Origin of the sequence: Flectobacillus rivi (assembly GCF_030056655.1) — a bacterium.
Classification (GTDB): domain Bacteria; phylum Bacteroidota; class Bacteroidia; order Cytophagales; family Spirosomataceae; genus Flectobacillus; species Flectobacillus rivi.
On sequence record NZ_JASHIE010000004.1, the window covers coordinates 299,937 to 311,800 of the forward strand.

General features: G+C 37.2%; 10 protein-coding genes. 7 read left to right on the top strand and 3 right to left on the bottom strand.

The window, feature by feature from the left end; translation table 11 throughout:
• The first annotated feature begins 214 nt into the window (after nucleotides 1-214).
• The 7 genes from QM481_RS07280 (at nucleotide 215) to QM481_RS07310 (ending at nucleotide 6,949) form a co-directional block, all read left to right on the top strand.
• Entirely contained in the window at nucleotides 215-967 is a 753-nt protein-coding gene (locus QM481_RS07280; RefSeq protein ID WP_283381253.1) for an LOG family protein, read from the top strand.
• Between the two features lie 71 nt (nucleotides 968-1,038).
• Nucleotides 1,039-1,860: a universal stress protein gene (locus QM481_RS07285; RefSeq protein WP_283381254.1), complete on the top strand. Its 822-nt coding sequence runs from the start codon at nucleotides 1,039-1,041 to the stop codon at nucleotides 1,858-1,860.
• A gap of 162 nt (nucleotides 1,861-2,022) precedes the next feature.
• Nucleotides 2,023-3,477, top strand: a complete 1,455-nt coding sequence (locus QM481_RS07290; protein WP_283381255.1) for an APC family permease — start codon at nucleotides 2,023-2,025, stop codon at nucleotides 3,475-3,477.
• A 178-nt stretch (nucleotides 3,478-3,655) separates the two neighbouring features.
• A complete protein-coding gene (locus tag QM481_RS07295) occupies nucleotides 3,656-4,141 on the top strand; it encodes a YchJ family protein (RefSeq protein ID WP_283381256.1) in 486 nt (161 codons plus the stop codon).
• A 375-nt stretch (nucleotides 4,142-4,516) separates the two neighbouring features.
• Nucleotides 4,517-4,801, top strand: coding sequence for a putative quinol monooxygenase (locus QM481_RS07300; RefSeq protein WP_283381257.1), 285 nt, complete (start codon nucleotides 4,517-4,519; stop codon nucleotides 4,799-4,801).
• A 79-nt stretch (nucleotides 4,802-4,880) separates the two neighbouring features.
• Nucleotides 4,881-6,137 (top strand): serine hydrolase domain-containing protein, encoded by a 1,257-nt coding sequence (locus QM481_RS07305; protein WP_283381258.1) that lies wholly within the window; start codon nucleotides 4,881-4,883, stop codon nucleotides 6,135-6,137.
• A gap of 104 nt (nucleotides 6,138-6,241) precedes the next feature.
• A complete protein-coding gene (locus tag QM481_RS07310) occupies nucleotides 6,242-6,949 on the top strand; it encodes an SDR family oxidoreductase (protein WP_283381259.1) in 708 nt (235 codons plus the stop codon).
• 137 nt (nucleotides 6,950-7,086) lie between these two features.
• Here the strand turns inward: QM481_RS07310 and QM481_RS07315 are convergent, their stop codons facing one another.
• From QM481_RS07315 to QM481_RS07325, 3 genes are all read right to left on the bottom strand, one after another.
• On the bottom strand, nucleotides 7,087-8,760 hold the full coding sequence (locus QM481_RS07315; RefSeq protein WP_283381260.1) for a hypothetical protein: 1,674 nt from the start codon (nucleotides 8,758-8,760) through the stop codon (nucleotides 7,087-7,089).
• Nucleotides 8,761-8,863: 103 nt separating this feature from the next.
• Nucleotides 8,864-10,453 (bottom strand): glycosyltransferase family 39 protein, encoded by a 1,590-nt coding sequence (locus tag QM481_RS07320; RefSeq protein ID WP_283381261.1) that lies wholly within the window; start codon nucleotides 10,451-10,453, stop codon nucleotides 8,864-8,866.
• Nucleotides 10,454-10,676: 223 nt separating this feature from the next.
• Entirely contained in the window at nucleotides 10,677-11,861 is a 1,185-nt protein-coding gene (locus QM481_RS07325) for a class I SAM-dependent methyltransferase (RefSeq protein WP_283381262.1), read from the bottom strand.
• Nucleotides 11,862-11,864: the final 3 nt, after the last annotated feature.

Sequence of the window (11,864 nt, forward strand, 5' to 3'; positions counted from 1 at the left end):
TCCTATTCTACATAACGGCAATACGCCACTTTTCATTTATGACAATTAAAGTTTTTCTATAAATAATGATATAAATCAACTCAACTATTGACGGCAATCAAGAACAAGACTGGGAGATTAAGATATTTTTGACAAAAGGCAATCCTACAAACTAAAACCTGATGCCTAAGCACTATCTCCTAAATACGCTATTTCACGAATAAAAATTAATCCCATGTCAAAATCCGAACATCGTTTTCTGACCCACAAAAACTCACGATGGCATGAGTTGAAGTATGTATTAAAAGTACTCGCTGAGTTTATCCGAGGCTTTCGAGTACTGCATTTTGTAGGTCCATGTGCAACCGTATTTGGCTCTGCACGTTTGCAAGAAGGTACGCCATATTATGAACAAGCCCGAAAAATTGGTGCAATGTTAGCCAATATGGGCTTTACCGTCATGACTGGCGGAGGTGGTGGAATCATGGAAGCTGCCAATCGCGGAGCTAAAGAGGCAGGAGGTTTGTCGGTAGGCTGTAATATTGTTTTGCCTCACGAACAAGCCCCCAATCCATATCTGGATAAAGTTGTCGAGTTCGATTTTTTCTTTGTTCGAAAAGTTCTTTTAAGCAAATATTCATATTGCTTTATTGTCATGCCAGGAGGTTTTGGAACACTCGACGAAATGTTTGAAGCTATCACTTTGATACAAACTCATAAAATGAGTCCATTTCCAATTGTCCTATTTGGCAAGGAGTTTTATCAAAAACTCTACGAACAAATTGTAGCAATGGAAAAAGCAGGAACCATTTCGTCAGAGGATCTTTCTCTTTTTTTAATTACAGATTCTTTGAAAGAAGCAAAAGAACATATCCACAAAAATGCAGTAGAAGCCTTTGGCTTAAATGACTACAAACATCTGACACCTTGGAGATTATTGCTTGAAAAAAGAGTTAATCGCATAAAAAATCATGACTTTAAACAGTAGTGCGCCTAACGAGCCTCATTCATAGAGAGCCGAAATCTTGTCAAATTTGTATCAACAAAACAACAAACTCTATGAAAACAGTTGTAGTACCTACCGACTTTAGTGATACAGCTCAAAAAGCGCTTGTATTTGCTAGTACCGTGGCTCAAAACCTTAACCTTGACTTGGTGCTATTGCATGTGTTTAATCTTACTGGGTCTTTGCCTTATGAATCCCCTTCTCAAATCGAGCAGGAAATCCATGAAGCTCAGAAAGCCTCAGATAAACAGTTAGTCACGGTCAAAAGTCAGTACTTAAAGGACTTTAAAAATGAGGTGAAGCTTTTGAGTATCTATGGCGTTATTTCAGATGTAATAGAGCAGGTATCCCAACAGGTAAACGCCGAGTTTATCGTTATGGGCACTAGAGGGGCTAAAGATATTTGGAGCAATATCATAGGAAGTAATACCTATCAAGTTGTGAAAAATTCGACTTGTCCTGTATTTGTCATCCCAGATAATGCCCATATTCAAGATATGAAGCATATTATTTATGCCTCAGATTATACGAATAATGAAGTTACAATTGTCAGACAAATTGTTGATATAGCAGAACGTTTTAAAGCAAAAACTAATATTCTTCATATCCATGATGTCGAAGAATCTAATTTGGCTGATGACGAAACCTTAGGAGATTGGTTATTGACTTTTTTTGAAAATGAGAATATCGAAAGCCACCTTACCTTGGGTAGTAATCCCATCGAAGGAATTGAGAATTATCTTCAGAAAAATCAAGGAGACTTGTTGGTATTGGCCATGAAAGACCGAGGCTTCTTTGACAACCTTTTTCATACTAGCGTGACTAAACATTTTATTCAGAACTTCAATATGCCACTGCTAGTATTACCTAAATAATTCACTTTGTTGCATTTCCTTACTTTGTTCATATAAAAACTATAGCTCATTTTGGCATATTTGTCGGAATGAGCTTTTATTTTGTCGAATAAGACACCTATCTATACGTTTTGGCGGTATAAGCCCTCTTGTTTGGTTGAAGGTTTTTTCTTTTCTTTGAGTATGGAAAAAAATCAACAACTAAAGAAAGAAATAGGATTGCTAGATGCCAGTATGATTGTGATTGGCTCTATGATTGGTTCGGGGATTTTCATCGTTTCGGCAGATGTAACTCGTAACCTTGGATCGCCAGGATACCTCCTCCTCACTTGGATTATTACTGGTATTATTACACTCATCTCTGCCTTATCGTATGGCGAACTCGCAGGCATGATGCCCAACGCTGGCGGACAATACGTATATCTTCGTGAGGCATATAATCCCTTAGTAGGTTTTTTGTTCGGATGGACGACCTTTTTGGTTATCGAAACTGGTACGATTGCCGCAGTAGCGGTGGCTTTTGCCAAATACACTGGCGTACTCCTCCCCGACCTTATCAACGACCAACCTTTCTTGGGTTTCTTTAGTACTCAACAATTCTTAGCCATTGCGCTTATTGCTTTTCTTACCTTTATCAACCTCAAAGGCGTAAAAAATGCTAAAATTGTTCAACTCATTTTCACTGTAACTAAAATCGGCGCTTTGCTTGGCTTGGCTGTCGTAGGTATTATCGTAGGGCTAAATCCAGACAAAGGCGTATGGGCAATTAATGCGATCGACTTCTGGAGTCCTGTTAAAATTATTTGGGAAAAAGGAAAAATCATTGACTACGAATACCTATCGGGTATTGGTCTTTGGTCTGCTGTTGGTTTGGCGTTGATTGGACCGTTATTTTCATCATCAGCATGGAACAACGTTACTTATATCGCTGGCGAAATGAAAAATCCTAAAAGAGATATTCCTCTCTCTTTGCTATATGGAACTTTGACCGTGAGTGCTCTCTACATTTTAGCCAATGTGGCCTATTTGATGTTACTGCCAGTACAGGGTCATCCCAATGCACCCGATACGCTTTCGAGAGGTATTATGTTTGCTACCAACGACCGAGTAGGAACGGCTGCTGCCGAGATGATTTTCGGGAATCCTGCCGCTATTATTATGGCAGTGTTTATCATGATTTCGACCTTTGGTTGTAACAATGGTATCATTCTTTCGGGTGCTCGTGTATATTATGCCATGGCAAAAAATGGCTTGTTTTTCAAAAAAGCAGGCGAAATCAATAAAAATGGCGTCCCAGGATTTTCATTAATAATTCAAGGAGTTTGGGCATCATTATTGTGTTTATCAGGCACTTACGGTGATTTATTAGATTATACAGTATTCTCGATTCTGGTATTTTATATCTTGACTATCGGTGGCGTATTTATTCTAAGAAAAAAACAACCAGATACCCCACGTCCTTACAAAGCTTTTGGTTATCCATTGATTCCTGCAATCTATTTAATTTTTGCAGCAGGGCTTTGCGTTAACTTGCTGATTTATAAACCTATTCCTTCGTGGGCGGGTGTTGGTATTGTAGCGTTAGGCATTCCTGTTTTCTATATTTGGAAAAAAATGGAAAAGAAAACCGAAGAGTAGATTAACAATTCTTTTCGAAGAAAATTAAAGCGCCATAGGTATGACAATATACAGTTGATTCTGTGCTTTGTGATATCTATGGCGCTTTTCGTATTTCTAAAAACATCTCGATACCTAGTCATAAAACCTCAAGGGGTACTATCTTTGTATTTATTCAAAACATATTTCCATTGCCCCAATGTCACTAGCCGAATTATGCCCTTGCGGTTCTCAAAAAGCATATACTGAATGTTGCGAGCCTTTTATTGAAGGTAAAGAATTTGCTCCGACCGCAGAACAATTGATGCGTTCCAGATATACTGCTTATAGCAAAATAAATGTTGACTATCTTGTCGAAACCACCCATCCAAGCCGAAGAAGTGATTTTGATCCGTCGTCAATTCGTGAGTGGGCTACCGAAAATAACTGGATTAAACTCGAAGTACTTTCAACAAAAAATGGAAAAAGTACTGATACGCAAGGAGAAGTGGAGTTCAGAGCTTCTTTTAAAGATGCTGATGGAATTGCTCGCACGCATTACGAATATTCAAGTTTTGTAAAAGAGCAAAATCGTTGGTATTACGTATCAGGTAAATTTCAACCACCTGTCAATCAAAAAATTGACCGAAACGCTCCATGTCCTTGTGGAAGTGGAAAGAAATACAAAAAATGCTGTGGCAAATAGATATAAGTGCTGAGTTGTGAATTAGGACTGTACGAAGGTTTTTATTTTGTTCAAAAGAGTTCTTATTTATTGTTTTTTTGGATGTAGCAGCAACCCTTGCGGTTGCCATTTTGAATGCGGTAACTGCAAGAGTTACCGCTACACCAATTTTATTGAATGATAAAGCTTAACCTCCAACCTCCGTACAGTACTAGTTGTGAATTGTAAATCTAAATTTTTAATTGTCAACACTTTATATCCGTAATTATTTTTTTGTCTGATTGAGCTTTCAGCAAAATATTCCTATTCTTTTCTCAGGAACACTTTTAAGCATTTGGCTTAGGGCTTAAAGCCTATAGCATAGAAATACAATTTTACTAAAAAAAAAACCAACGTATGTTAACCGTTATCGCAAAAATTACAGCACAAGCAGGCAAAGAAGAGATTGCTAAACAAGCTTTATTAGGACTTATTCCTCCTACTGTTGCAGAGGAAGGATGTATTGATTATGTATTGCACCAATCTAACGAAGATGCTCCTATTTTCTATTTTTACGAAAACTGGGAAAGTCAAGAGCATTTAGATAAACACTTGGCAAATACCCATTTAGTAGAATTTGGCAAAACTTCTGGAGAGTTTTTGGCAGGTCCTGCTGAGCTAATTTTAGCTACAAAACTATAATTTATTGGTCAAAGAGATTTTTCTCTTTGACCTGCTTACCTCTCACTAAATCAAACACATAATCTCTCGATACTATAACATGAAAAAGCTCTTCCTTTTTTACCTATTTCTCTTTACAATTACTGCTTTTGCTCAAAAACCTCAACTATTTACTGCAGGAATAGCTCCCGAAAAAGTAGGAATGTCTACCGAGCGTTTGAATAGAATAGAGCAATTACTCAATCGAAAAATCGCTGAAAAGCGTATTCCTGGTGCAGTGGTATTAGCTGCTCGTCATGGACAATTGGTATTGCATAAGGCCTATGGAATGAGTGATATTGAAGCTAAAAAAGTCCAAAAAACAGATGATATTTTTCGTATCATGTCTATGACCAAAGCGGCTACTTCGGTGGCGGTCATGATGCTTTATGAAGAAGGTTTATTTAGTTTGGACGACCCTATTTCTAAATATATTCCTGCTTTTAAAAATGGGCAAATTGTCGACCAAATCAATCCTCAGGATAGTACTTATACCTCGCATCCTGCTAAAAAAGAAATTACAATTCGACATTTATTGAGCCATACTGCGGGTATTCCTTATCAAAATGCTTTGTACGGAAAGGCTAAAATTCCTTATTATTTTTCTACTCAAAACGAAACGATTGCCGAAACAATGAATCGCTTGGGAGCTTTACCTAAGTTTCATGAACCAGGCGAAAAATTCACTTATGGACTCAATACCGACGTTTTGGGCTATTTTGTCGAAGTCGTTTCAGGAATGCCTTTTGACCAATTTTTGAAGAAAAAAATATTCGAGCCACTAGGCATGAATGATACGGGTTTTTATATCGACGATGCCAAGAAAAATCGACTGGTGACAGTTTATGAAGAAATAGGAAAAGAAAAAGGTATTACACCAAAGCCTCGTTCACAATGGACTGATTACCCTATTTCGGGCGAAAGAAAATACTTTTCTGGCGGTGCTGGTTTGACCTCTACCGCTTTAGATTATGCCAAACTTTGCCAAATGCTCTTGAATGGTGGGACTTTTAACAAAACTCGTTTGTTGAGTCGTAAAACTGTCGAGCTGATGACTACCAACCAAATTGGTGAACTCAATATCAGAGATAACACCAATAAATTTGGCTTAGGATTTGAAATTTATACCCAAAAAGGAAAAGCATCTTTGCCTAGTTCGGAAGGAGCCTTCGAATGGGGCGGTATGTATTACACACATTATACCATCGACCCAAAAGAGGATTTATTACTGGTAGTAATGTTCCAAGTTTGGCCGAAAAAAGACGGAGGAATTGAAAAACAGGTACAACAAATGATTTATCAGTCGATTATTGACTAAACTATTTTGTCAAAATATCAGTTCTAAAAGGGTTATCACACAAGGTTATTGGGTAGTGATTTTTTACGAAAAGCTACCCAATAACCTATATCCCAACAAAAATTATGTCTGAAATCAAAACTGCATTTATTACAGGAGGTTCGAAAGGTATTGGCTACGGAATCGCCGAGGTATTAATCAAAGAAGGTATCAAAGTTGCTATCACCAGTCGTTCGTTGGCTGGCGCTGAGGAAGCTGCTGCAACATTAAACGAAATCAAAGAAGGATACGCACTGGGCTTGGAGTCGGATGTAAGAAGTCTTTCATCACAAGAGGCCGCAGTAGCGAAAGTATTAGCCACTTGGGGAAGAATCGACTATGTAGTTGCCAATGCTGGTGTAGGTCACTTTGCTCCTGTTCAGGACTTGACCGAAGAACAATGGCAAGAAACAATTGACATCAACTTGACAGGTGTATTCTTTACCACAAAAGCTACACTTGAGGCTTTAAAAGCTACACAAGGGTATTTTATTTCTATTTCGAGCTTAGCAGGAACTAATTTCTTCGCCAAAGGAACCGCTTATAATGCCAGCAAATTTGGTTTGGTAGGATTTACACAGGCGCTTATGATGGACGTGCGTAGCGAGGGTATCAAAGTGACAACGATTATGCCAGGGTCAGTAGCAACGTATTTCAATGGTCATACACCAAATGAACAAGATGCTTGGAAAATCCAACCAGAGGATATCGGTCAAATCGTTGCGGACCTAATCAAACTTCCTGCACGTACCTTACCAAGTAAAATCGAAGTAAGACCAACCTCACCGAAGTAATTGTGAGTTGTGAATGATGAATTGCGAATTGTGAATTTTGAGAAATCAAGAAAATGAACAAAATATCCTCGTCGAAAATCAAATACCCTAAGTTTTAAGCAAGGACGATTCACAATTCGTCATTCACAATTCACCATTTACCAATTCGTCTCCACGGCTTTTCTATTATCAGCCTCTATGGTAATGCTCTGTTGCGTGTTCAAAATACGTTTTTGAGTATCTTCAACTGCCAAAATAGCTAGTTTGTAAGTACCTGCATCAAACTCAAAGGTTGGAATTTGGTTTTCAAAATAAGGTCCAAAAACTGCATGCCCTCCTATCAATAACCGTACGCCTGCTTTCACCGAACGAAGAGGAAACACATATACTCGTTTTTCTGATTTAGCAATCAAATAGACTCCATTATCAGGGTCGAGCCAAGGAAAATGGAAATCACCAACACCACGAATCACGACATTACCATCTTGCACTTTGGCTTCTTCTAATTTGATTTGTGGGTCATGACTAAAATCATTGGTCAACAAAATGGGCGTCAAACTCCCAAATACTGTCGCAGGATTATAGTATCTAAACTGTGTTGGACTATTAGTTTTTCCCGACAAATCTTCATACGTCCAATTGAACATATTACAAATCAACCCTTTGTAGTGATAATCTATCTGTGAAACGCTTTGCCAAAATCCGTTGACATAAGTCAGTATTGAAAACGGTAAAGCAAACAAAAACATACGCCAACGATGCTTTTCTTCTAGCACTCGCAACAGCCAAACATACATCGTAATCACAAACAAAAGACTGTAAATCTTGTAACGGCTCGTCAAGATGGTTGGCATTCCGTATCCCACAACCCTTGTCCATGCCACCATAAACGATGATAAAACAATTAATAATATGGTTGCTAAAATAAAAACAGGCCAGTTTTTAGGAGTGGAATATTTTTTCAATCTAAAATCAAAAGGAATATTTCTAACAACACAAATCAATGCTAGTATTAACAATATACCTCCCAACAAAATCGCCTTAATAGTTCGTGCCGAAATCGCTGAATCGAGTGATACATCGGCGGCACTTCCAGCAAAAGAGACAAAAGCTAAAAGAACTTTTTTCAAGTCTGCCAAAGTTGCAGAAGGCGTTGCTGGAGGTTTTTGGTAAGTTGCAAAATAGAGATAGGCAAGCAAGACTCCCAACAAAACCAAAATACCCAAGTTTTTCCACCGCTGTTTCAACAATAAAAAACCACCCATAATTGCTAAGGTAACAAAACCATTGCCACTGGTAAACACTGCAATGGATACCAAAACTAGCGCACTGATGAGTCTTTCCTCCTCTAATTCCCAAAATGCCCAAAGACTTAGGAAAACGATTCCAAAATTTTGGATAGAAGCCATTCCCCAATAGGTATTTTCCTGATTAATAGAGGTTAATAGTATCCAAGGAAGCGGCAAAAAGTACAAAAGTGATATTTTATTTTTCTTGAAATAGGCAACATATATCCCCAACACACCTACTAACAGGATATTGCCAAACCACATTAACCATTTGTAATTAATACTTCCATAAATCCCATAAACCAACAAAAACCAAATACGAGTAAGTCCAATTCTGTGTTCGTTATGTTGGGCAAAAATGGCTGCAATTTTTTCTGTCCAAGTTTTACTATCTTGGAATTTTACTAAAAAACCTTTTAAGCCGTGGTCGTCCACGTAAGGAATATTCATGCCATAAAGCTCAATCAATAGGAAATACAGTAGAATGGGTAAGATTAGTAAACCCCAAAACCAAAATTTCGACAGGACTTTTTGTTCTTTCACTATCTATCAATTTTAATATTTTGAAAATGCTTTCTAAGTATGAGTGATGAATTGTGAATGATGAATTGTGAATATTTAAATATTCACAATTCAATAATTACATCTAGTATCGGTATTTCATGCCCTCAAAATTGAACAATACGATGGTTTGTCCTTTTCTTTTCAGTAAAACCCTATCTGTTTCTTCAAAGGCAATTCGTTGAGTATATGTTGCATCTTTGGGGAGATATAAGTTTACCAACTGTGCATCATGATTATCAAACTCACCTTTTGGACGGTCGATTGCTTTACTAAAACCTGTGGCGTAGAAAGAAGGATAAACAATGGTATCGCCAGGCATATACATCGACTTGATTTTATCTGCTACCATGATATATGGATTCGCCACACGATTACGTGAACTCGTGTACTTTTGCTGTCCGTCGGCATAAAAATGCTTGATAATTTTGGCAAATGAATATAACTGAATAAGTAACATCACAGCAAAGCCTGCCAAAAGTATTTTATGGTTTTCAAACATTTTGACTAAAAACCAAGCCATCAAAATTGATACAAATGGTAAACCAAAGCTGGTGTATCTAAAGTAAAATCCTGTCATTAAACCCGCTTTGTAGGCAGAAACTACAGAGAAAACAAAAGGAATAAATACAATTAGCATCACAAAAGTAAACAACTGATATTCAGACTTTTTTGCTTTTTGTAGAACAACAAACGTAACCACCAACAAAAAGCCTACAACCAGCATGATTGCTATTTTATTGCCAAATTTTTCATACCAACCATTTGTAAAAATAAAATAATCTGACACGATAGATGTTCCGCGAACAAATAGATTTTTGGCTGAAGCCAAATCTATAAATCCTTGATAAGAAGCAGCAAGCTTAGGGTTCTTCAAAATAGAATTGTACAAATTAGTGGCATCCTTAATATACAACAGTGCATATTGTCCAGGTCCTTTGGTCATCCAAAGCCCAAAAGGAATAGCCATAATCCCATAACAAATCATAAAACTACGAAGCTTTACCCATGTGCGATCGGCTATGAGCCAATACAAGCCATGTGCTAAAAACACTGTGAAGGTGAGGTAGTTAGAAAATATAGTTAGGATAATCGAGACAGTATAGGCAACATAATATTTTAACGAACTTTTACCATTTACCATAATTTGTAAAAAGTAATAAGACGCCATTGTTCCGAAGAAAATACAAGTGGTATAAAAGCGAGCTTGCTGACTAAAAATAATATAAAACGGTTCGATAGCCGCCAAAAATGCTGCAATCAACGCAATTTTATCATTCTTAAAAATATTGCGCCCAATCAAAAAGATAAACAGAATGGTGAGTAGGTTATAGATAGCCGAAACGCTTCTTAAAGCACCATCCGAATGCCCAAACAAATGCCCAAAGATATTCATCGTGATTAAATGAACGGTTGCGTTCCCGCTGGTATCGCCACGTGCGTTGGCATCCAATAATTCAGCAATGGTTTTGGGTTGCCAGAAATCTCTAGGCGTAAATGTTTTGTCTGGAGCCATCAAGGCCTTTTTTCCGCCAATGTTCACATTTCCGACGGCCACCATGATTCCTTGCTTTTCATCGCCAAAAATTCCATAGTTATTAATATGGTAAAAGCGTAGGACTGTTGCAAAAACAAAAATGAATAGGAAGGCGATATTTGCAGTATTCTTAGACATTTATTTCTATTTTGAGGTCAATGAGTTTTAATTGTAAAGGTAATTTGTTAAAACAGGTTGCAATTTTCAACCACCTGAGTTCTCTAAGGATTCTGTTCCTGTTTTAGCTATGTAAAGAGAACGGTTATGTCAATAGTATTTTATGTTGCTATTGGGATGTAATTATCTGATTATAAACCCCTTCAAATAACGAATATACTATTAATTTATAACCTCTTCTTACCTATTTGCTTAATTGCGTAAGCCTTTCTAAATGGTGATAATCGATACCAAAATAGGCTTTGGTCTGCGCAATTTCTTGCAAAATTTCTTCTTGACGTTTTGGATTAATACCAGATTTAATACCTACAACCAAAACGTTTTTGGGGGTGTGTGCATCTGAGATAAATTCAAAAACTTTGGTTTTGTAACCAAAATATTCTAAAATCAATGCACGAATTCCATCTGTTACCATTTCGGCTTGTCGTTCGAGAAAGATGCCGTATTTGGTCAAAAACTTCAATTCATTTTGTGCTTTGTTTTTCTCTATTTCTCTTCTGATTTGTTTGTGGCAACAAGGTGCTACAACAATCAACTCGGCACTAGACTGTAATCCTTTATAAATGGCGTCATCAGTAGCGGTATCACAAGCGTGTAAGGCTATCAACATACTAATGTCTTTTTGCTCATAATCTAAAATGGTTCCTTGCGTAAAACTCAAACCATCAAAACCTGCATTTTGGGCAAATTGATTACATAAGTCAACCATATCCTGACGATATTCCACTCCCTGAACTTGAGTTTTTAAGCCTAAAGTATTGTGTAAATAATCGTACAAAGCAAAGGTCAAATACCCTTTTCCTGAACCCATATCTACCACTTTGTGTAAGTTTTCGATAGCTGAATCCTTAATCAAAGAACTCAAAATCTCTACATAGTGATTGATTTGACGGTATTTATCTTGAGCATTTTTGAAAACATTACCTTGCTCATCCGTAATTTTCAAATCTACCAGATAGGCTTTTTCTGTTGGCTTTATCAATCTTTTCTTTTCTTTGTCATGCTCCAAAGATGGTTTTGCTATCACACTTGCTGTTTTTTGCTTAAGGATAACTTTTCCATTTTTCAGTGCCTCATATTGCCAATCAGACTCGGTACTCATGAGTGTTGCTACTTTAAAACCTTCTTCCAGCCATTCAGCAATGGATTTGTAGCCCTCTGCCAAATCGAAGTTTTTAACAATATCCTTGGTTTTATATCGAAAAGTAAACGCTAGTTTTTCAATGTTTTTAATTAAAACTAAACGTATATAAATGTTCTTCAAAGCAGGCTCATTGCCCTGATAATTGCCCAAAGAGACTTTTACCAAAGACTTTTGCTCAACTGCCTGTTGAATTTGTTCACAAAATTGTGCTATCTGATTTTTCACTAG

Bases quoted from the DNA above. Each gene is read 5' to 3' on its own strand.
- QM481_RS07300 (WP_283381257.1), top strand. From the start codon at position 4,517: ATGTTAACCGTTATCGCAAAAATTACAGCACAAGCAGGCAAAGAAGAG.
- QM481_RS07320 (WP_283381261.1), bottom strand. From the start codon at position 10,453: ATGTCTAAGAATACTGCAAATATCGCCTTCCTATTCATTTTTGTTTTT.
- QM481_RS07310 (WP_283381259.1), top strand. From the start codon at position 6,242: ATGTCTGAAATCAAAACTGCATTTATTACAGGAGGTTCGAAAGGTATT.
- QM481_RS07285 (WP_283381254.1), top strand. From the start codon at position 1,039: ATGAAAACAGTTGTAGTACCTACCGACTTTAGTGATACAGCTCAAAAA.
- QM481_RS07305 (WP_283381258.1), top strand. From the start codon at position 4,881: ATGAAAAAGCTCTTCCTTTTTTACCTATTTCTCTTTACAATTACTGCT.
- QM481_RS07280 (WP_283381253.1), top strand. From the start codon at position 215: ATGTCAAAATCCGAACATCGTTTTCTGACCCACAAAAACTCACGATGG.
- QM481_RS07290 (WP_283381255.1), top strand. From the start codon at position 2,023: ATGGAAAAAAATCAACAACTAAAGAAAGAAATAGGATTGCTAGATGCC.
- QM481_RS07295 (WP_283381256.1), top strand. From the start codon at position 3,656: ATGTCACTAGCCGAATTATGCCCTTGCGGTTCTCAAAAAGCATATACT.